We start from the raw sequence: 21,138 nt of genomic DNA on the forward strand, positions 1-21,138 counted from the left end.
CGGTCGGCACTGCTGGCCGGCCGCGACCAGGATGCGTCGCCATACGTAAACATGGCCAGCGCGCAACTATTCCATTGCGCGACAAATAATTTTTCTTACAAGCGACCGCATGGGCAGCGTTGTGGCCAGGAGCACCAATTGGTCCATGTTTCGAAGGCAAGTGACTCGCACCAGGCAAGAATCAGTCACGGCCCGCTGGAACGGCCTAAGACGCGACGAGTGCGATCGTCGGGAAAGGTCCGTTACCTGGGCGGAGCCGACGTTCGAACGACCCGGCGACGAGCCTGCGTGGACAGCCCGTCTACCTCTGGTCCGGCACGCAACACCAGGTCGTCAATCCGCTTGAGATGGTCGCCGAGTCCGGCATCAACGAATGGGCCGATACGAACAAAATGGTCGTCGTGTATCCCGACACGATTGCGTCGTCTGCGCCAGGGCCGACGAACCCGCATGCATGCTTTGACTGGTGGGGTTACTCCAATCAATACGGCCCGAACTTCGCGCTCAAGAAGGGCTTGCAGATGTCGGTGCTTTACGCCATGGTGCAACGCGTGACTGGCCGGCCGTAGGGCCGTCGTGGCACGGTTCCAATCGGTCGCAACGAGATTTGTGCGGCTGGACCGAACAACCGGAAACGGTCATTCCGTCCGGCCACTGTATCGTTGCGCCAGAGCCAGCCGATAGCACGGACCGCACACGCGAGCGGCGCCGTGCTTCGCAACTGCGCGACCCGCTTCGGACTCTTCTGGCAACCCTTCTTGCTGCTCCTTAACTCGCGCGCCTTGTCCTTTCGCCCAGGGAGCGGGCGGAGAAAGCCTTGCTTTTGGCGGCACCAGATCAGTGATCGGTGTCGCATTTGCGGATATTGCCGTTCCCCCTACAGGCCTCACACGCGCCGCCAGGACTGCTTCGAACTGTCCCGGAAGAACAATGAGCAGCCGTCGGTTTACGGCCCCGCCCGAGTGTGCAAGTATCGGTGCCGAGGCGTATACCACATCCCTTTGCGAGGTTCAGGATGGCTTGGAGACTCTGGAAGACCGGGAAGCGGCAAGATGGGACGCAAAGCTGGCCCAGCGATACGAATCAGTCGATAAAGCAGCTTCTGGACATGTACCTCGCCAGCGATGCAGCACCGTTTTCAGGGTGGGCTGCACCTGGAATCATATTCGCGCCAGATGTCGAACCGGTCCTGCGAAACGGAGTTCGTGGATATCAACTTGCCCTCTGGTTCTGGCTCTTTGCCGAGAAGCACGGCCCGATCGCGGCACGAATGGTACGCGAGTCCTTCTGCCTGTTCGCTGAGGAGGCGCAACCGTCGTCCGGTGACAGGATTGATGCGCTCCTCGACTTCGAAAGCCGCCTCGCGCATTCTATCGAGGGGATTTCCTCCGAGGCGCGCACGTTCCGGCTCGAGAGCCTGTCGGTAGAGCTACCGATGGAATTCTTTCTGGCCACCGGCTTCCTCCGACTTGCACCCGAATCCCCTTATGCCGGAGGGAATGAGAGCGCCAGTCTGCAAGGCAATGATTACAAGCTCGCTGACTGCTTTGGCCATGCAACCGAGGAGGCGCTGGCAGTATTCCGAGCGATGATAGACAAGGTCGACTTTGATGCGAAATCGCTATCGAACTGGAAATGGAGCGCCCATCCTGGCGCTGCCGAGCGACATCTGCAGCGACGCTACAGCAATCCCCTGTTTCCCCTGCACCGCCAGATGGTGACGGCTCATGAGGTCTATGAAGCACGTCTTGCCGACGCCCAGTCCCTTCACGAAATCAGCAACGAGCTTGGTGAGCTTAGCCTCTCGTTCTCGCAGACGACCGAACTACCGCTGAACTGGCAATCGTTCCTGGAAGGATATCGGGACTACGTCGACCGACTCGATGAACGCCGCCTCGCGGCGGGTGGGCAGAACGCGCCGCTCGGTGACGCAATTGAAAGACTGCGCGCTGACATCCTCACAACCTGGCGCACTTCCCTTCACAGGAACCGGCACAGCCTTGCCACACTGGACCAGGAAGAAGCGCAAAGGGCCGAGCGACGCGCGCTTCTGTACGGATGCGACTGGACCGCACAGATTCTAAGTAACGGCTCTCTGATACCGCCAGAAGAGGTCGTTCCTGCCCTTCTGAGTGAGTCCCCGTCTGAGCTGGAAAGGGTGGTGACCGCCCTTCAGGCCGAACCCCGACTGCATGAGACGCTTATGCAATGTCGCGCAACCGCGCATCGACTTGACAACGAATTCCGCTCGGGCGGCCGCAATATTCCTGACATTGGCGACAAGCTCCGTATCCTTGACGGTCCGCCCGGGCAGGTGCCGGCCTGACGTCGCCCGTTCGAAGTCAAGAGTCCGGCCGTCCAATGCCGGGGCTGGCAGCGTCCAGGGCAGATCTGTGTACCGCCTTCGGCGGCGAATCTGTCGATGAGGCGGTCCAGCACGGCAAATTCGGGGAGTCGGACCTACTTGGGCTTCTTCGAGATCGACATGGTCCGATCCGACTTCTGTCGGGAGCGAGATGACGGAGTTGCTAGCGATCCCAACAATCGGTATCGGGGCTGGTCCGGACTGTTCGGGGCAAGTGCTTGTGATGCACGACATGTTGGGCGTCTTCCCCGGCAAGACCGCTTATCCGACGAGAAGGCATTCCAATGCGGCCAGCTTCAATCCCGCGCCTAGGGCCGCTTGCCTGCGTTACGCAATTGATTTCGGTAGTCGCGGGTTTCGTTGCAATGAAGGTGAGCGTTCGTTGATCTGCGGACTGGCGTCTGTTTCGGCAATATCGCCGGCCGTGAACTGTTTGCGATAAGCGGCGGGCGTGAGTTCCTTCAACGCCTTGAACTGTCGGTTGAAGTTAGCGACGTTCGGAAATCCAGAGCGGGCTGCAACGACGGAAACCGGGATGGAAGTGTGCGCGAGCATCCGGCAGGCATGTCCAATCCTGACCCGCGCGATATATCGCCCAACGCTCTCTCCAATGTGCTGCTCGAAGTAGCGGGCCAGAGAACGCTCCGACACATTTGCAGCCTCGCAAAGTTCGGATAGACGCAGCGGTTCAGCGAAGCGTAAATCGATCATCGAGAGCACGCGATTTATACGTTCCGGTTCGTGGCCTGAAGGACCCTCCGTCCGGTCGCTAAACGCAGTAGGCGAAGCGAGCGGCTCACCAGGCGCTTCCGCTAGCGTGCACAAAACGTTTAGCGCTACGGCAAGGCGTTCTCGCGGGGCGCTGGACAGGAGCTCGTCGACCTGGGTGTGCATCGCGGCGCCGACCTCCGGACTGAACGCCAGCCCGCAGGCCGCCCGGCGTAACAGATTACGCAAAGGCGCATATTCCGGGCAGACATCCGCAAGCCGACGCGCCCAGTCGCCGCCGAACCAGATCACGATTGCAACCTGAGGAGATGCCGAGTCAATCGAGCGGTTCGACGCCCAGGTATGAGGAAGATTCGGCGGCACGAGAACCAGGTCCTCGTCTAGATAGTCTGCAATCGAATCTCCGATATAGCGCTTGCCGTGACTGTTCAGCGTCAGGGTCAGTTCGTATTCGGGATGATGGTGCCATTCAAACGGAATGCGCGGCAAACGCCGATGGTAAACCCTAACCGAGCAGTCGTCGCCAAATTCGACATGTTCGTATGCTGGTTTCATGGCAGAAAGCGCAAAGAAATTGTCTGGATGGTATCACTTTTGTGGGTGCGGTCAGCCTATGCTTCGGACATAGCAGAACCCACAAGGAGACGACCATGGCACTCATCATCGACGATCTGCCGGCAGCCATCCGGCAGGCCAAACAGGAGCTTCGCGCACGACTTCCGAACTATCGTGATGTTTTCGCCGAGGTGGATGAAACGATCCGCGCCGAAGCCAGCAGAATTGCCGCGCAACGCAGTCGCGGCGATAACGTGATCCCCGAAATCCAGTTCTCCGACATCGCGGAGCAGCGCGTGAGCGCAGAGCAGATCGACCTCGTCAAAACGCGTGGTGCGTGTGTGATCCGCAATGTGTTCGACCGCGCTCTGGTGGAAGGGTGGGACCGCGACATCGCGGACTACGTCGAACGCAACGATCTGGATACGCGTCTGCAGAACCGCGCCGAGGACAAATACTTTGGCCAGCTCGCGTCGAGCAAGCCACAGATTTACGGCGTGTACTGGTCAAAGCCGCAGGTCCTCGCGCGGCAGGCGCCGTCGCTGACGGCGGCCCGTGTGTTTCTGAACCAGTTGTGGCGCAATGAGAGTGAAGGCCGGGTCCATTTCGATCCAGAGCGGGTGCCGGTTTACGCGGACCGGATGCGTCGACGGCCGCCTGGTTCCGAGTCATTGGGCTTGTCCGCGCATTGCGACGGCGGCTCGGTCGAGCGGTGGATCGAAGGTAACTTCCGCAAGGTGTACCGGCATGTGTTCGATGGCAACTGGCGTCAATACGATCCGTTCGACGCCGCATTCCGGCCCGACGTCGAAGAGATCGCGTCGCCCGCAGTGTGTTCGATGTTCCGCACGTTTCAGGGATGGACTGCGTTGACGCCGCAAGGCCCCGGCGACGGCACCCTGCAGCTCGTGCCCATTGCGAATGCGATGGCTTACATTCTGCTGCGCGCCCTTCAGGACGATGTCGCCGACGATGACCTGTGCGGGGCGATGCCTGGTCGCGCGCTCTCCATCAAGCCGGAATTTCATGCGCCGTTGTTCGACGCGCTGTCATCGATTCCCCACATGCAGGCGGGCGACACTGTGTTCTGGCACAGCGACGTGATCCACGCAGTGGAAGACGCGCACCACGGTGCAGGCTACAGCAACGTGATGTATATCCCGTCGGCGCCCGCTTGTGCCAAAAACGATGAATACCTCAGGCGCCAATTGCCCAGCTTCCTTGAAGGCAAGAGTCCGCCCGACTTCCCTACTGACCACTTCGAAGTCGATTTTGTCGGACGGGCTACCGCCGAAGATCTGACGCCTCTCGGTAAAGCTCAACTCGGTTTCGATCTGTGAGCGCTACCCTGACGCACGCCATCGTGGCGTGCGCCTGCCTGGTGATTCATAAACAAAACTAACGGAGACAGCAATGAAAAGAACACTCATGTCGGGCGCGATTGTCGCAGCGGCGCTCGCCACGGGCGCACAGGTCGCCAGTGCTGCCGAGTCACTTTCCGTGTTGCATTGGTGGACCTCGGGTGGCGAATCGAAGGCGATCAGAGTGCTGAAGGACGACATGAATAAGCAGGGTTACGAGTGGAAAGACTTCGCCGTAGCCGGAGGCGCGGGTGCGGCTGCCATGACGGCGTTGAAGACACAGATCATGTCCGGCAACGCACCGTCGGCTGCGCAGATCAAGGGGCCGTTGATACAGGACTGGGCTGATCAAGGCGTGTTGGTCGATATAGACAAGTCCGCCACCGATTGGAAAGCCCAACTTCCAGCGCAGATCAACAAGACCATGATGTCAAAAGGCCACTATGTGGCCGCGCCATTCTCGGTGCACCGAATCAACTGGTTGTGGATCAACAAAGCCGACCTCGATAAAGTGGGCGGTAAGCCGCCGACGACATGGCCCGAGTTCTTCGCGCTAGCCGACAAGTTCCGGGCGGCGGGCATTACGCCAGTCGCGCGTGGTGGCCAGCCTTGGCAAGACATGACCATCTGGGAGACGGTTGTACTTTCTCAGGGTGCGGATTTTTATCGCAAGGCCTTGATTGATCTCGACCAGAAAGCACTGACTTCGCCGCAGATGTTGCAGGTGTTCCAGATTGTCCGAAAGATTCAGGGTTACTTCGACAAAGGCTCCACCGGTCGCGACTGGAATCTCGCGACTGCCATGGTCATCAACGGATCGGGTGGTATGCAGTTCATGGGGGACTGGGCGAAAGGCGAGTTCGCGAATGCGAACAAGAAGGCTGACGTTGACTATATCTGTGCGGCTGCGCCTGGTACTTCGAATGCCTTCACCTACACAGTAGACTCGTTCGTGTTTTTCCAGCAAAACGGCAAAAAAGAAGCGACGCCTGGTCAGCTTGCGCTTGCCAAAACGATCATGTCCGTCGATTTCCAGGAACAGTTCAGTCTCTACAAGGGTTCCATTCCTGTCCGGCAGGATGTTCCCATGGGCAAGTTCGACGCCTGCGCCAAGAAATCATTCGCAGATGAACAGTCCACAATCAAATCCAATACGTTTCTTCCGTCATTCGCTTTTGGTGATGTTCAGTCGTCGGCCACCCAGGGCGCGATTACCGATGTCGTGACGAACTTCATGAACTCGAATGATGACCCGCAAGAGGGGATGCGCAAGGTCGCCGCTGCAGCGAAGACCAAATAGGTACGAGTTCGCAACCGCCTGGCAAAAATCAGTCGGTTATGCAACGTCATTCGTGGGATATGAGGTCGCCTTTAGGAACGTCTCCTCCACGTCTGCAAGATGTGGATTTAGCCCGCCGTTAGCGCGGGCTTTCTTTTCGTTGGAGATTTCCTTCCAATGAAGCCCCTGCGGATCCGTCGGCCATGCGATTCGGCGCAACGGAATCCGACGACGCCCCATATCCACGGTCAGTAGGTCAGTCTGGTGGGAACTGCCGGAGGAAAAGCCAATGAATGCAATGACCCGTTGGACATTGAACTGGCCGCATGGTGAAGCAACGATCCAGGCGCTGGGCGGAATGCTTGGGCCCGTCCGCTTTGAACTGGGTGGAGGTCAAAGCATATCGCCGCTACATGTCGCACCGTGGGGCGACGATGCGCGGTGGCCTGGACTTATGCGAGCGTTGCGCGGAGAGTGGCCATGCCTTCCGTTTGGAACCGTCCATTGCCCTAGTGGCCTGTCGCAAGGTTTTGAGCCACTGAATTCCTCCGACGACTGGAATCACGGCTATGGATCCAACCATCTTTGGCAACTGGTGGAGCAGACTTCGGACATGCTCCGTCTTCGAATTGATTACCCGGAAAACGGCGAGATCGAGAGTCTCGAGCGTGTCATCAAAGCCAATCCCGATGCACCGATTCTGGATGTCTCGCTGACGGTCCGCGTTCGGCGGGAGGTCGTCTTGCCAGTGGCCCATCACCCGACGTTCGCTGTCCCGCTCGAGGGAGTTGAAATCCTCGGATGTCCTCATCAGGCAATTCATAGTTACCCGGCCCCTGTAGAGCCAGGGGTGTCAAAAGTTTTGCCGGACCGCACGGCCACATCGCTCAGTGCACTTCCAACCGGAACCGGATCTCTGGATGTGACTCTGCTGCCCCTCACGGTGGCAACTGAAGAAATCTTGCAGATTGCAGGTTGCCAGCCGCCCTTTGTTTTGAGGTACGCAGCCAGCGGCGCCGACGTTCTGCTTGACTGGAATGTCGAAGAGCTTCCAGATGCTTTGCTTTGGATTAGCAACGGCGGCCGGACAAACGCGCCGTGGTGCGGGAGGAACTTCGCACTTGGCGTCGAGCCGGCTAACAGTTTCTTTGATCTCGGACGCGTCGTGGTCCCGCCTGCCAGCCACCCACTCGCGGCCCGTTCTGGACTAAGGTTTCTTGTTGAAGAGCCGCGCACCATTCGCTATCGGCTTTCAGTACAGGCAATCTGAACGCGGGCAGTTGCGGATGCGGTATCAGAAGCTGTGCCGGACGCCTATCATGGCTGCAATGGTCGACACGCCGGGCGCAACAGGCTGGCCGTACACGACCGTCTGGTTCATCGTGCCATGGTTGCTGACGTATCCCACCTGTGCGTAAGTCACGGTGCTCTTTGACAGGCTATATTCGGCGCCCACCGCGAATTCATCCGAGTGATTGACCGACTTGTTACGGTCCTTCAGGTAGTAGAAGCCCGACGTCACCCTGAAGGCCGGGGTAAACCTGTAGCCAAGACCTGCAGAGACCATCTCATAGTTGACGAGAGCACTGTTCGCAGGGTTTTTGCCGATGCCGTATGAGGTCGATACGGAAAAATCGTTGAACGTATATTTCGCGCCCAGATAGTAAAAGCGATTATTGTCCAGTCCGGTCGGGATCGTTGTAGTCGAAGGGTTTGCATCGTGACCGTTGTAGTATGCAGCGGCCAGATTGAGGCCGTAGTTCGAGTACTTCAGAACGGCGGACTCGCGCGTTCCGCCTTGAAACTGGCCCGCGACGCCGCCCGGTGCATACTCCAGCGCGAGGGACGCGCCATAGAATTTCGGCGACTGGTAGACCAGCGCGTTGTCGTCCCATAGTGCGCCGATCGGGCCGTTGGTGCTGGTGCCCTGCCAGCCCGCGGCCTGGTTCATACCAAGCCACGCGGTCAGGATACTGCCGAAGTACTGCGCGCCCCGCACGTCGGTATCATACATCGCGTAGATCATCGGAGCGATTTGCCGGCCCGCATCGACGGTGCCGAACGGGCCCGATACGCCCACCGTCGTTTGCTGATTGAAGACCGCATTGGCGCCCGGCGCACCGGCCAATCCGAGCTTCCCAGTGCCGCTATTGAACGACCCCTGCAGCTTGAAGTTGAGTTTGTAGCCGCCTCCGATGTCTTCAGTGCCTTTAAGACCCCAGATGCTCGAATAGATACCCCCATCCTTGAATGCGTATACCCTCCCGGTATTCGGCGCTTTCGGTGAGAACGAAGCGGCCGATGTACTCTGATACAGCAATCCGGAATCAAGGGCACCATAAAGCGTCACCGACGATTGCGCGTGTGCTGCACCTCCCACGACAACCAACGCGGCTGCCGCGCTCCACTTCCTCTTCATCTCGTCTCCTCTATCTTGTATAGATTCCAGCCTCATAAGACCGGCTTGACCCTTAAAATTTATTTAGTGATGTTAATCATGTAAGTGACTCTACATCGCCAGTCTTCCGCGGCAGATTTATCGTAATGAGCTGATGAAGGGGCGCGGGCAACAAGGCCAACGCCTATCGCGACCTGGATGCGTCATACGCGCGGATGTCGTCCGCACTCCCCTTACCGTTCGAGCGTCCGTGACCGATCCGTGTCACTGCGGCCGCCGCGATAAACATCGGAATTGCAATGAGCAGAAAGTTCTGCTGGCGCGGCAGTTGTAGCGCCATCAGCGCACCGAACGCGATCGGCGCGAGAATTGCACCCAGCCTTCCCACCCCGGTGACCCATCCCACTCCCGAGGAACGGACTGCGGGCGGGTAAAACTGTCCGGCATACGCATAGGTCAGCATCTGGCCGCCATACGTCGAAGCACCGAGAAAGCCTGTCGTGACGTAAAGCCATATGACCGGAACGCCGCTGCCCGATATCAGTATTGCTACCGAAGCGAGCAGATAAAACGAGCACAGGACGATCTTGATCGGAAAGCGGTCAGCAAGCAGGCCGGCCGAAACGCCGCCGACGAGGGCACCGACATTTAACGCAAGCAGAAGATTCAACGCCGACGTGAGGCTGTAGCCGGCATTGGTCATGATCTTCGCGAGCCATGATGCCAGTCCGTAGATGACGAACACGCACATGAAGGAAGCGAGCCACAACATGATTGTGCTGGACAGACGGCCATCGTTGAACAGGAGGCCGATAGAGACATCATCGATCACGGACCCTGCACTGCTGCGAACCGGAACGACAAAGTCATCGTCGGGCTGCACTTCGAACCGGGAATTCAGGCCGCGCACGATAGAGCGCAATTCGGCGACCCGCTCGGTCCTGACCAGATACGCGATCGACTCAGGCAGTTGTCCAACCAAAAACGGAACGAAGAGAAGCGGCAGTGCAGCGACGAAAAACAGTGACCGCCATCCATGCACTTCGATCATCGTATTGCCAAGGACGGCAGCCAACATTCCACCAATCGCAAAGCCACTGAAGGCCACGGTCACCATCGTCGCGCGATGCTTTCGCGGAGCAAACTCCGTTACGTGAGCCACGACGCACGGCATGACACCACCAATTCCCATGCCGGCCACAAAGCGAACAATGCCGAACAGCACAGCATCGTGAACGAAGCCGGTGCAGGCCGTCACAATGCTGAAGAGAACCACGCAGACAGCCATCGTCTTCTTGCGTCCGACGCGGTCAGCAAGCATCCCTGCAGCAATTGCACCGATCATCAGGCCAGCGAAACCCGCACTCACCATCAAGCCTGCCTGCGCCGCAGCGACATGCAGGTCCTTCATGACTGACGGCAGAGCCGCGCCCACAATCGCCAGGTCATAGCCGTCGGCGACGATTATCAGAGTACAGATCAGTAGGATGGTGGCATGCAAGGTCCCGAACCGCGCATCATCAGCGATTACGTGCACGTTCAACTGTCTCATCGTTGTCTCCTGATTTTGTTTTATGCTGCAGCGCCATCTTCCCGGCACATGCGGGAAGCACTGCCGCTCCATAGACGTGCCCGTCCGGCCGCATGGCAGAGTCACCTCGCGACGGTGCAGCAACAACGCTTCCGTTTTAGTCCGCGGCGAAGAACTGATCCGGCAGCACTCTGATGGGCTGCGAGTGTGCTCCGTTGGCCGCCGACTCTCCATCGAAATACCGGTTGTCAACGCCGACACGCTGTCTGGAGATCTCCCTGGGCACACCGTACTTCGGGTCGATGTCATCGGTCGATGTGACCTGCGCGCCGCCCACACGGATCATCACGAGATTGCCCGCAGGATTGGCACTGAACTGGTAGAACGTCCCCTTGGGCAGCATGACACCCTCGAACGAGTGGGCAACGAGTGTGCTTCCGTCGCCGAACTGAAACGTCGCTTCGCCTTGCAATACGACGAAGCAATGATCCTCGACGTCGTGGCAGTGCATGCCGTTTTCGCCGCCGCTCGAATAAACCTTCACGTGCGCCCACAGATTTCCCGCGGTACCGAGTGAGCGCATCGTCGCGCCGCTCGCCAGCAACGGTTCGCCGCGCATCGAAAACCGCACGGCATCGGCCGTCGTTCGGGACGCACTTTCGGCCTGGCCCGCCGCGATCTTTGTATTCTGGTCGGTCGATGCCTGTCTGTTCGTCATGTCTCCCCCTCCTTTCCTGTCGAGATGGATACCCTTATGCAACGACGGGTGAATCCGGAAAGCCGTATAGCCGATGGGCGTTGTCCGCGAGAATTGCGTTGCGAACCGTCTCAACCGGTGCCCAGTCCGCAAGGAGATCGAGCAGATCGCCGTCGTTCGGCATCGCCCCCCAATACGCCGGATGCGGCCAGTCCGAACCCCACACGCACCGCTCCGGTGCCGCTTCGATCAAGGCCCGCGCAAAAGGCACGGTATCCGTGTAGTCAATCGCGTTTGAAACGCGGTATGCACCAGAGAGCTTGACCCATGCACCATCCGCCATCAGCTCGAGCATCAGTTGCATCCCTGCCGACTGAAGTCCGTCCGACACTGCGAAGTGCCCCATGTGGTCCATGACGTACGGCACTCGCAACTTAGAAATTCTTGGCGCGACAGGTTCGAGCCGGCTAGTGTCCGTCAGGAACTGCAGATGCCAGCCGAGCTCCGCGCATAGCGCTTCGTAGCGGTCCAGGTGATCGAGCCCGATGCCACCACCGGACAACGTATTGAGACGCAAGCCCACGACACCCGCCTCTTTCAACTGCAGCCACTCGCGTTCAGACAAATCGTGCGGGGCGACTGCGACACCGCGCAACCGCTCGGGATACCGGTCGAGCATGTCCATCAACAGCCGGTTGTCCGTGCCGTGCACGCTCACCTGCACGAGCACGGCGAAGGTCACACCCGTTGCATCGAGCATGCGAAAGTAGTCTTCTCCCGTTGCCGGCGGCGGCGTATAACTTCGGTGTTCAATCAGCGGGTACTCGGGCGGAGCACCGATCACATGTGCGTGAGTGTCGACCACGCCCCATGGCATCCGGAAGCGCGCCGGTGCGCGCGGGTTCCGGTCTGGTGCGGGACACACGGCAAACCTGTCAGGAACATTCGTGGTCATGGGTTCTTCCTTCAAAAAGGTCAATCGAGATCACCGGCTGCTCACTGGTCATACGGCGGATAGCCGTTGTTCCGCTGCTCGGCTTCGAGGCGGCGCAACATCGCCGGCCACTCGAGAATGCCGTAGGAGCGGATCTTGCCCGGCTGAAAGATGCTCGACGTCCGGTCGATCACTTCCGGCGACGGCATGTTGACGCTCGCACCCGCGGCCATGAGATCGACCTGGGCCCGGCAGGACATCTCGAGCTGGTAGAGCAGATTGAACGCTTCCGCAGCGCTGGGGCCGCAGGTGATGAGACCGTGATTACGCAGGATCAGCGCGTTGTGCTGTCCCAGGTTCTTGACCAGGCGCTCGCGCTCGCCCAGGTCGAGAACCGGGCCTTCATAGTCGTGATAGCCGATGTGTCCGTGAAACCGCATCGCATGCTGCGTAACCGGCAGCAGTCCGCACTCCATCGCCGAAACAGCCATCCCGGCGCGCGTGTGCGTGTGTATGACACAGTTCATTTCTGGACGCGCGGTATGGATCGCGCCGTGAATGACATAGCCAGCGGAATTCAGGCCGTACTGTGTATCAGGCTTCCAGATGACGTTGCCTTCCACATCGATTTTCATCAGGCTCGATGCGGTGATTTCCTTGTACGTCATCCCGTACAGGTTGATGAGAAGATGCTCCGTTCCCGGGATCCGCACGGTGATATGGTTATAGATGAGGTCGCTCATGCCGTAGATGTCGACAAGCCGGTAGCACGCTGCCAGATCGACTCGTGCCTGCCATTCTTCCGCGCTGACTTCCTCACGGATGCATTTGAAGTCTGTCGGGTATTTGCGCTTGCGCACGTCTTCGTCGCTGGTATAGCCGGCTCGTTCCCGAATTTCGTTGAAGTCGGTTGGGTCGCTCATGATGTCAGTCCTCTCAATGGAAGTTCCTGGCAAGTCCGGTAGTTGAAACTCGGCCAATCCCGGCTCGCCTCGTATTGCGACGCATGTCTATGAAGTCCCCGCTTCGGCTTCAGGAGCGATGCGTTCTGCCAGGGCCAGTTTGTGCTGCGCTATCTTGAGGACCGCCTCATCGACCAGCAGGCCATCCACGATGATTGCGCCGCGGCCTTCCCGCTGCGCGGTCTCATACGCCGCGATCGTGCGGCGAGCACTGGCAATTTCATCCCGGTCCGGGCTGAATACACTCTCGATTGGCTCGACCTGCCGCGGATGAATCGCCCATTTGCCTGTGAAGCCGAGTTGCTTGCCCGCCTGGGCAGCGCGCGACAGTCCTTCGGTATCCGCCACATCGGGGTGCACATGATCGATGGGCTGCACGCCAGCCGCGACCGCAGCGGTAACGATGCGCGAACGCACGGGCAATAACGCCTGCTCGTCGAACGCCATGCCGGTCTGGGCAATGAAGTCGCCTACGCCAAAAATCAACGCCTGGCAGCGTTGCGACGCGCGTGCAATCGACAGCGCGTTTTCCACGCCGCCAGCGCTCTCGATCAGCGCAAGCAACGTCAATCCATAGCGGCCATCGCGCAGTTCGATCTGCCGCAACAACTGGTCGTACACGTACAGATCCTCGGGACCCTGCACCTTCGGCACGACCACCGCATCGATCGGCAACCCTTCCAGTGCGAGCAGATCGTCGAGACACCACGGCGTCTCCAGACCGTTGATACGTACGCACAGTTCACGTCTGCTGGGCACGCTATCGGTCAGCGCCCGACGCAGCACCTGGCGCGCCTCGTGTTTGAACGTCGGCGCGACGGCGTCTTCAAGATCGATGACGAGCGAATCGCAGTCGATCGTCAGCGCCTTTTCCAGCAGCTTTTCGCTGCTCGCCGGCGTGACAAGCTGGCTACGGCGACAAAACCCTGTCATTGCACGCTCCTGCGAAATTGCCGGATCAGCGTCGACGCATCCGTTTCGTCTTCGAGAACCGCCACACGCTGCGCGATCCGAGCGGCGTGCGCCGCGCCAAACACCGGCACTGCGAGGTCATCGAACTTGCGTCTAAGCGATGCGCCGTCGCAGGGCCGCGACGGTTCGCCGAGCGGCTCATCGACACGGACCACGTGCCCGGCGAACGACAACACCGCGCCCACGACGGGCGACTGCCCGTCGATCACGACATGGATGGCCGAGCACAACGCTGCGACGTCCGCCGCATCAATGCGCTCGTAGCTCTGCCAGTTGCAGCTTCCGTCCAGCAGCGCCACCGCAACCTGAAAGTACACACTGAACTGCGCATCGACGATGTTGCGCGGATGTACCTTGTTTGGCGATGCCTCACCGACAATCTGCGCGGCTTTGGGCGACAGACGCACCTCGAGCCGCGTCCCCTCGCGTAAGGCAGCCTCGATACGCTTGCGCGCGCCGGTACCGAGCCGTTCATGTAGCTGCAACGCGGCTTCGATTGCACCGTGATTGAAGCGACAGGACGGAAAGGGCTTGATCGCCGTATCGCCCGACGGCCACCACTGACCGAGACGGTCCGTCAGCGCCGAAGGCGTCGCGTCGTTTGTATACCCTGCAAGTAGTCCGTATCGACCTTCTATCGGCGCAGCGGCACCGACCACGCCTGCCTGCGCAAATGCGAGCGCAAGTAACGCGTCGTGCGCGGCAAAGCCTGGATGCAGGCGCTTGTTCCACGAGCCATTCGCGAGATACTGCATGGAGCCCGCCGCTTTGCTCCCAGCGATACCAAACGCGCTGGCAAGCGTGCCAGAATCGACGCCACGCAATCGGCCCAGGGCCGCGACCGCGCCGAAGATCCCGGCGACCGCCGTAATGTGAAAGCCGCGATCGTAAGCGGTATCGCCCAATGCCGCGCCGACACGCGTCGCGACCTCGTAACCGACTGCCAGAGCAGCAAGCCATCGTTTCCCCGTGGCATGGATGCGCTCGGCCTCCGCCAGCGCGGCGGCGATCACTGGCGCACCGGGGTGCAGGCAGCCCCATACGTTGGTATCGTCAAAATCGAGCGTATGAGCGAACGCGCCGTTGAGCAAGGCAGCCTGCAGGTAGGAATATCCCTGCGTGTCACCGATCACGGTCGAGTCGTCGTTCGCGCCCTGCAACGCCGTGGCGCCCGCGCGGAATGCGGCGCTGCTCTCCGCATTGACGGCCGCGTACGCGGCATTGCCGATGAAATCAAGCAGACAATCCTTGAGGCGGTTGCATACGACCGATGGCACACTTTCCAATCCGGTCGTTGCGGCAAAGCGCGCCAACTCGAGTGTCGCGTCGTTCGCGGATGAATCAGACATGAGACTTCTCCTTCGTCGACGCGGCGCATTGCACGACGCCGGCCGACTCGAGCGTTTCGATCGTCGCGGCGTCGATGCCGAGTTCCGCCAGCACCCGCGCCGTATGCTCGCCGAGTGCGGGTGGGCCGAGCCTGTTGACCGATTCGAGCTCCGACGACTGTGGCGGGAAGTCGAACACCTTGACCTTGCCCACCGCGCTGTCCACTTCCTTGATCAGGTCCCGCGCCTTAATGGCCGGATGATCCAGCGCTTCGCCGAGATCGTTCATGGCGCCGGCCGGAATGCCAAAGGCGTGGAAGCGCTCCAGCCAGTACGCGCGCTCGTTAGTGCCGATCGCCTGGCAAATTCGCTCGTCGAGCGCGTTACGGTTGGCGAGGCGCAATGCGTTGGTAGCAAATCGCTCGTCGTCGACCATGTCCGGGCAATCGATCGCCTGACAGAACTTGCGCCACATCTCCACATGACCGCCGCCGGCAGCCACGATCACCATGCGCCCGTCTCCGCATGGATACGGGCCGTACGGCGCCATCGTGTGATGATGCAGACCGACGCGCTTCGGCAGCGTATTGCCGTACCAGACCATGTACGGGAAATAGCCAGTCCACGTGAGCACCGAGTCGAGAAGCGAAATCTGAATGTCCTGCCCTCGCCCCGTTCGCTCGCGGTGAAACAGCGCTTCGAGAATGGCGATCGTCGCGTACATCGAGCCGGCAATATCGCAGAGCGACACGGAAATTTTCGATGGCGCTTCGGGCGTGCCATTGGTCATGATGAGACCTGCCTCGCCCTGCACGATCAGATCGAGCGCAGCCCGGTCGCGATACGGTCCCTCCTGACCGAAGCCGGAGATGTGGCAATAGATGACATCCGGCTTGATCGACTTGACCTTTTCGTAGTTCAGACCCCATGCGTCAACCGTGCCTGGAACAAAGTTTTCGATGAGCACGTCTGCGCGCTCGATCAACTGGTGGAGAATGTCGCGCCCGCTTTCGCTCTTCAGGTCCAATGCCACACTCTCCTTGCCCGGGTTGACCCATGCATGCCCAGAACACATACCGTGGACAATGTCGTCCCAGTAACGAATGAGATCGCCCGTACCGGGACGTTCGATCTTGATAATGCGCGCGCCCATCTGACTGAGTAGACGCGTGGCAAAGGGTCCCGACACGCCCTGCGTCAGGTCCACGATGGTAATTCCCGACAATGCAGCGCTCACGATTGCTCTCCCATGTCGTGACCGGGCATCACGGTTTCGTCCTTGTGAGCCCATGCCGAACGCTTCTTAAGACGTACCGTACGCTCGCCTTCGGCGACAGTCTTGCCATCCTGGTTGGTTGCGCTGAAGCGATAGCGCAAAAGGCCGCTGTCGGGCCGGTCGTCGGTGAGGTTCAACACCTCGCTTCTCGCGTGGAGCGTATCGCCGGCAAAGACCGGATTAGGCAAGCGCAAGGCCGTCAGGCCGACATCCAGAAACGCGTTTTCGCTCATGTCCTGGCTTGTCAGGCCGATGACAAGACCAAGCGTGCACGGGCCGGCGACGATGCGCTCGGAGAACCGTCCATCCAGCGCCTGGCGGCTATAGACCAGATTGAAATGGGCTTCGGCCGTATTCATCGACAGATGGGTCAGCGCATAGTTGTCGTAGTTCGTGACCGTGCGCCCCCTGGTGTGCTCGTATGTTTCGCCGACGTTAAAGTCGTCGAAGTAGGTACCGTGACTCATGTTCACCTCTCTCCGAGTAGTCGTCGCGCAATGACTTCACGCTGGATTTCACTGGTGCCTTCGCCGATGGTGCAGAGACCAGAATCTCGCCAGTAACGATTCACGGGGCTCTCGACCGCGAAGCCCATCCCTCCGTGTATCTGCACGGCGTCGTGACACACCTTGTGGGCCATCTCCGATGCGAAGAGCTTGACCATGCCGGCCTCGAGATCGACGCGGCAACCCGCGTCCATCTTCCGTGCGACCATGTAGCCTAGCTGGCGAGCCGCCTCGATCTGCGTCGCCATGTCGGCCAGCTTGTGGCGTATCGCCTGGAACTGGCTGATGGACTGGCCGAACTGCACGCGGTTGCGGCTATGCTCGAGCGCTGCTTCATATGCCGCCCGAGCGAGGCCGATGCAGCGAAACGCAAACTGCAAGCGAGCGAGCTCGTAGATCGCCATCAACTGCTTGAATGCGATCCCTTCGATACCGCCCAGCAGGTTCTCCTCGGGAATCTCATGGTCATCGAAGAAGAGCGTGTAGCTGTGCATGCCGTGATAGCCGATCGTCTCGATCCGGCTACCGGTCAGCGTCGGCGGCACGAACTGCTCACCGCGGGTTTTCTCGACGAGCAGCAAACTAATGCCGCCGTGCTTGCCGGCGTCCCGCCCCGTGCGGCAAAAGAGCGAGATCAGGTCCGCGCGGTTGGCGTGCGTGCACCATTGCTTCGTGCCGCTGACCACGTAGCGTCCGTCGCGCAAGGTTGCGGTCGTCTTGATGTTCGCTGCATCCGAGCCGGCCTCCGGCTCTGTGCCCGAGTGCGCCGCCTGCAGTTCACCAGATGCGATTCCAGGCAGCCACTTTTTCTTTTGCTCGAGCGTGCCGAACCTTTCGAGCAGTACGCCAAGTCCCCAGTTGCGCGCCGGAAGCGCACCTGCACTGAACCAGGCCCGGCTAAGTTCCTCCGTAACGAGTGCCACGGCGCGCGCGCCCAACCCCAATCCACCATACTCGGGTGATGCGAGCACGCGGAAGAAACCCATCTCCTGCATCTTCGCCAGCAGGCTGTCCGGAATTTCCTCGTCAGCCAGGTGAAGCTTCTGCGCCACGGGTGCGATTTCAGCTTCGGCGAAGTCGCGTGTTGCCTGCTGCAGTTCGCGAAGCTCATCCGTAAATTCAGTAATGCTATCTATTTTCATCTCTGCTCTTCCCATTGAACCGTCCGACCTGACCGGTTAGCTAACCACCTGTTGCGGAATCGAACGCATCCGCGAGAGATTGCGCCGCCGAAATTCGATCACCGTCTCGCCGCGCTGATTGAGCGCCGTGGTATGCCATTCCACGACGCCCCAGCCGGGACGAGACTCGGTCGCACGGCGGCTCGTCGCTACCGACAGTGCGCAGATTGTGTCGCCCGGGTACACGGTCTGGTGGAAAACGACATCGTCCACACCGAGGAACGGGCCGCCCGCTTCCGACAGATCCTCTACGGACAGTCCAACTGTCGTCGCAAAAACAAACATCGGATGAAGGGGGATACCGTCATATCCGGCGGCCGCCGCATGCGGCGCGCTGAAGTAGATCGGGTTGTACTGCATCGTCATCGCGCTATACGTGGTGGCATCGGCGTCGCTGAACGTGCGGGACCAGTGGTGGCGAAACCGTCTGCCAGGTTCGAAGTCTTCATACATCAGGCCATGTGGAATGCGCTTCGTATTCATGCTTGCTTCTCTGGAGTAGTGGTACAAAGTTCGAGCAACTCGTCGATCCGGGGCATGTCGTCGAGATTCCGGACGGCCTCGATCACGCGTTGCGCACGTTCCGGCCGAGTGCGCGCGAAGCATTCGCTATGAACTTTTCTTCGACTGCCAAGCGCGAAAGCGGACGTTCAGGCGCGCCGAGGCTGTTTGCTTCGCGATGCTCGAGGACGCGGCCGTTCTTGAGAACGATGCGGATTTCACCGGGGAAATGTTTCGGGTAGTCGCTCTTCGGGTCGTCGACGCAATGCGTGCGGGCCGCAACTGCCAGTACGTGGGCGTCATCAAGTGGTTCATCGTAGTACGCAGCAAGATCGACGCGTCCCTTGACGAGCGCCAATGCCACGGTGTACGGCACGCTGAACAATGCCTCATAGACGGCGGCCGGGCGAATCTTGTGCTCCCTCGGCTCGGCGACCAGATGTTGGAGATCGCGGCTCAACAGGCAATCGATACGCTCGATGTCCGTGATCACCACGTCGTGGCGCACCGCCAGCGCCGCGTCGACGAACGCGTGGATGAAGTGGCAGCACGGATACGGCTTGAGCGCGATATCCGATGCATGCCAGCATTCGCCGAGCCGGTGAGCAGGCAGAGACTCATCTTCCGGAACGTGTCCAATGTGAGCGGCGTAGAAGCCATGCGGCCCTTCGAAGACCGTGTCCGGTCCGAGAAATCCGGCACGCCCGAGTGAGTCCGCGACTAGGCCGGCGTGCGCAGCCCAGCCTGGATGCAGCCGCTTGAGCCAACTCCGGCCGATCTCCAGAATGCCGCTGGCCTGACTTCCGGCCAGACCGAATGCCGAGACCAGTTCGCCAGGTTCGCTGCGCCTTAACCGCGCAGAGGCCGCGGCGGCGGCGAATACGCCGCATTGCGCTGTCGGATGCAGGCCGTGCGCATGAAACTCGCCCGGTGCCGCGCCGGCGAGACGGCAGCCGATCTCCAGCGCGATCAGGTATGCATCGAGTACGTCGGACCCGGATGCGTGCACCGCCTGTCCGGCCGCCAGCGCCGCTGCGAGCGCCGGTGCGCTTGCGTGATAGATCGCGCCGATGTGCGTGTCGTCGTAGTCGAGTCCGTGCGCGAGCGTACCGTTGACCAGCGCGGCGGAAGCCGCTGGCAATACCGCGCCCGAACCGATTGCGCGAGCATCGCCGCCGGATCCCAGTTCACGTGCAGCGGCAAGCACGGCGTTGCCGAATCCGAACGTAGACGACGCGAGCGCGACGCCTAGCGTGTCGAGGAAATGATCGCGCGCACTATCGCGAACCGTGTCGGGAACCAACGAAGTCTCGAATTGCAACGCGAAAGCCGCGAGCGCCTGCGACTGTGTGCGCCCCGCAACGGGCGGTGTGGAATGCATGATGTCTCGTCTCCTGAGCGTGCCCGATCGCAATCGGCGCGCTGTTTTGCTGCGGCGCGCGAATCGCGCTAACCGGTAATGGCATTCTAGGAATGGACGATTGACAGAAAAAGGCTTTTTATTCTATAAATTGATCGATGAATCCTATCAATATCGGACCGCGCGACATCGAGGCCATTCTCGCGGTGGCCAGGCATGGATCGTTTCGCGCCGCCGCCGCCGCACTGGGTATTGCACAGCCGTCGGTGTCGGCTCGCGTACGTCACGCAGAGGACGTGCTCGGCGTAAAGCTCTTCAATCGCACGACGCGCAGGGTCACGATCACGAGCCACGGCGAACGGTTCGTCGCTCGAGCGGAGCAGGCAATGGTCGAACTCCGCATGCTTGCGCAGGAGTTCAGGGACGAATCCCGTCTCAAGCGCGGGCGCGTTGTGCTAGGTGCGACGCCGACCATCGCCAGCGCGCTCCTCCCTTCCATCATTCAACAGTTCCGGGCACGCTGGCCGGGTATTGAAGTCGTGCTGCACGATGATCTACTCGGTCGTGCGCTGGATCGCGTACACATCGGGGAAATCGACTTCGCCGTGACGCCGTCTGCCGATGCGGATGACCGATTCGATTGCGAGCCGCTGAGTGATGAGGAGTTCGTGCTCGTTGCTCCGAAGGGCCACCCACTCGTGCAGACTGATACGGTCACGCTTGCTCAGACGTCGAAGTACCCCTTGCTCACGCTGCCGCGCGAAACCGCGACTCGCGAAATGCTTGCCAACGCCTACGCGGCGCAAGCATTGCCATTTCATCCTTCGTTCGAGACACACAACGCGATCTCGGTGCTGGCCCTCGTCAAGGCGGGATTCGGCGTGACGTTCATGCCTGTGGGCATGCTTTCCATGTTTGACATGACCGCGCTGGGCACCGCGCGCGTCGCGCCCGACGGCCTTTATCGGACGGTTTCAATCACGCGAGCCAAGGGACGTGCCATACAGCCGGCAGGCGAGGCGTTGATTGAGGCATTGCGGGAAGGATTTCAGAGCGAAAAGAAACGAAATCAGTAGGACATATGCAGGCGGTCTTGTCAGCACGGGTGCACGCCTGAAAAATTGCGATCGAAGTCGGGGTAAATGGCCGTTCACCGCAATCAACGGGCCTTGACAGGGTGACGGCGAAGCAGCCGGGTTGTGT

Annotated in this window: 19 protein-coding genes and 2 pseudogenes; 8 read left to right on the forward strand and 13 right to left on the reverse strand. The window is 60.2% G+C overall.

The features are described 5' to 3' along the window. The first annotated feature begins 347 nt into the window (after window positions 1-347). The 3 genes and pseudogenes from P0D73_RS22685 to P0D73_RS22695 all read left to right on the forward strand — a co-directional run. On the forward strand, window positions 348-569 hold the full coding sequence (locus P0D73_RS22685; RefSeq protein WP_408317665.1) for a hypothetical protein: 222 nt from the start codon (window positions 348-350) through the stop codon (window positions 567-569). Between the two features lie 446 nt (window positions 570-1,015). Then, window positions 1,016-2,326 (forward strand): tryptophan leader peptide, encoded by a 1,311-nt coding sequence (locus P0D73_RS22690; protein ID WP_408432928.1) that lies wholly within the window; start codon window positions 1,016-1,018, stop codon window positions 2,324-2,326. 169 nt (window positions 2,327-2,495) lie between these two features. After that, window positions 2,496-2,660, forward strand: a pseudogene (locus P0D73_RS22695) (3-methyl-2-oxobutanoate hydroxymethyltransferase); the annotation flags it as partial. A 32-nt stretch (window positions 2,661-2,692) separates the two neighbouring features. Here P0D73_RS22695 and P0D73_RS22700 read toward each other — a convergent pair. Then, window positions 2,693-3,649, reverse strand: coding sequence for a helix-turn-helix domain-containing protein (locus P0D73_RS22700; RefSeq protein ID WP_408317669.1), 957 nt, complete (start codon window positions 3,647-3,649; stop codon window positions 2,693-2,695). 95 nt (window positions 3,650-3,744) lie between these two features. Between P0D73_RS22700 and P0D73_RS22705 the strand changes: the two genes are divergently transcribed. The 3 genes from P0D73_RS22705 to P0D73_RS22715 all read left to right on the forward strand — a co-directional run bounded on the left by P0D73_RS22705 (window position 3,745) and on the right by P0D73_RS22715 (window position 7,559). After that, window positions 3,745-4,989, forward strand: coding sequence for a DUF1479 domain-containing protein (locus P0D73_RS22705; protein ID WP_408317671.1), 1,245 nt, complete (start codon window positions 3,745-3,747; stop codon window positions 4,987-4,989). Window positions 4,990-5,062: 73 nt separating this feature from the next. Then, window positions 5,063-6,310, forward strand: coding sequence for an ABC transporter substrate-binding protein (locus tag P0D73_RS22710; protein WP_132379730.1), 1,248 nt, complete (start codon window positions 5,063-5,065; stop codon window positions 6,308-6,310). Window positions 6,311-6,578: 268 nt separating this feature from the next. Then, on the forward strand, window positions 6,579-7,559 hold the full coding sequence (locus tag P0D73_RS22715) for an aldose epimerase family protein (protein WP_408317673.1): 981 nt from the start codon (window positions 6,579-6,581) through the stop codon (window positions 7,557-7,559). A 24-nt stretch (window positions 7,560-7,583) separates the two neighbouring features. Here P0D73_RS22715 and P0D73_RS22720 read toward each other — a convergent pair whose 3' ends face one another. The 12 genes from P0D73_RS22720 to P0D73_RS22775 all read right to left on the reverse strand — a co-directional run bounded on the left by P0D73_RS22720 (window position 7,584) and on the right by P0D73_RS22775 (window position 19,956). Beyond that, a complete protein-coding gene (locus P0D73_RS22720) occupies window positions 7,584-8,708 on the reverse strand; it encodes a porin (RefSeq protein WP_408317779.1) in 1,125 nt (374 codons plus the stop codon). A 163-nt stretch (window positions 8,709-8,871) separates the two neighbouring features. Continuing rightward, a complete protein-coding gene (locus tag P0D73_RS22725) occupies window positions 8,872-10,239 on the reverse strand; it encodes an MFS transporter (protein ID WP_408317675.1) in 1,368 nt (455 codons plus the stop codon). A 136-nt stretch (window positions 10,240-10,375) separates the two neighbouring features. Continuing rightward, on the reverse strand, window positions 10,376-10,936 hold the full coding sequence (locus P0D73_RS22730) for a cupin domain-containing protein (protein ID WP_408317677.1): 561 nt from the start codon (window positions 10,934-10,936) through the stop codon (window positions 10,376-10,378). 34 nt (window positions 10,937-10,970) lie between these two features. Next, window positions 10,971-11,870: an amidohydrolase family protein gene (locus tag P0D73_RS22735; protein ID WP_408317679.1), complete on the reverse strand. Its 900-nt coding sequence runs from the start codon at window positions 11,868-11,870 to the stop codon at window positions 10,971-10,973. Between the two features lie 41 nt (window positions 11,871-11,911). Next, window positions 11,912-12,829 (reverse strand): class II aldolase/adducin family protein, encoded by a 918-nt coding sequence (locus P0D73_RS22740; protein ID WP_408432930.1) that lies wholly within the window; start codon window positions 12,827-12,829, stop codon window positions 11,912-11,914. A gap of 30 nt (window positions 12,830-12,859) precedes the next feature. Continuing rightward, a complete protein-coding gene (locus P0D73_RS22745; RefSeq protein WP_408317683.1) occupies window positions 12,860-13,744 on the reverse strand; it encodes an HpcH/HpaI aldolase/citrate lyase family protein in 885 nt (294 codons plus the stop codon). Beyond that, window positions 13,741-15,132: an MmgE/PrpD family protein gene (locus P0D73_RS22750; protein ID WP_408317685.1), complete on the reverse strand. Its 1,392-nt coding sequence runs from the start codon at window positions 15,130-15,132 to the stop codon at window positions 13,741-13,743. The genes P0D73_RS22745 and P0D73_RS22750 overlap by 4 nt, the downstream gene beginning before the upstream one ends. After that, entirely contained in the window at window positions 15,125-16,348 is a 1,224-nt protein-coding gene (locus P0D73_RS22755) for a CaiB/BaiF CoA transferase family protein (RefSeq protein ID WP_408317687.1), read from the reverse strand. Before P0D73_RS22755 ends, P0D73_RS22750 begins: the two co-directional genes overlap by 8 nt. Further along, window positions 16,345-16,854, reverse strand: coding sequence for a MaoC family dehydratase (locus P0D73_RS22760; RefSeq protein ID WP_408317689.1), 510 nt, complete (start codon window positions 16,852-16,854; stop codon window positions 16,345-16,347). Before P0D73_RS22760 ends, P0D73_RS22755 begins: the two co-directional genes overlap by 4 nt. A 2-nt stretch (window positions 16,855-16,856) precedes the next feature. Continuing rightward, window positions 16,857-18,035 carry an acyl-CoA dehydrogenase family protein gene (locus P0D73_RS22765; RefSeq protein WP_408432932.1) on the reverse strand — a complete coding sequence of 393 codons (1,179 nt, stop codon included), beginning with the start codon at window positions 18,033-18,035 and terminating at the stop codon, window positions 16,857-16,859. A 36-nt stretch (window positions 18,036-18,071) separates the two neighbouring features. Next, a complete protein-coding gene (locus tag P0D73_RS22770) occupies window positions 18,072-18,557 on the reverse strand; it encodes a MaoC family dehydratase (RefSeq protein WP_408317693.1) in 486 nt (161 codons plus the stop codon). 82 nt (window positions 18,558-18,639) lie between these two features. Continuing rightward, complete coding sequence (locus P0D73_RS22775) at window positions 18,640-19,956, reverse strand: MmgE/PrpD family protein (RefSeq protein WP_408317695.1); 1,317 nt, start codon at window positions 19,954-19,956, stop codon at window positions 18,640-18,642. 137 nt (window positions 19,957-20,093) lie between these two features. Here P0D73_RS22775 and P0D73_RS22780 point away from each other — a divergent pair. Further along, window positions 20,094-20,282 (forward strand): annotated as a pseudogene (locus P0D73_RS22780) (helix-turn-helix domain-containing protein); the annotation flags it as partial. Between the two features lie 39 nt (window positions 20,283-20,321). Next, window positions 20,322-21,011: a LysR substrate-binding domain-containing protein gene (locus tag P0D73_RS22785; protein ID WP_408432950.1), complete on the forward strand. Its 690-nt coding sequence runs from the start codon at window positions 20,322-20,324 to the stop codon at window positions 21,009-21,011. The last annotated feature ends 127 nt before the right edge of the window (window positions 21,012-21,138 follow it).

This window comes from Paraburkholderia sp. RL18-101-BIB-B (assembly GCF_046026985.1).
Taxonomy (GTDB): Bacteria; Pseudomonadota; Gammaproteobacteria; order Burkholderiales; family Burkholderiaceae; genus Paraburkholderia.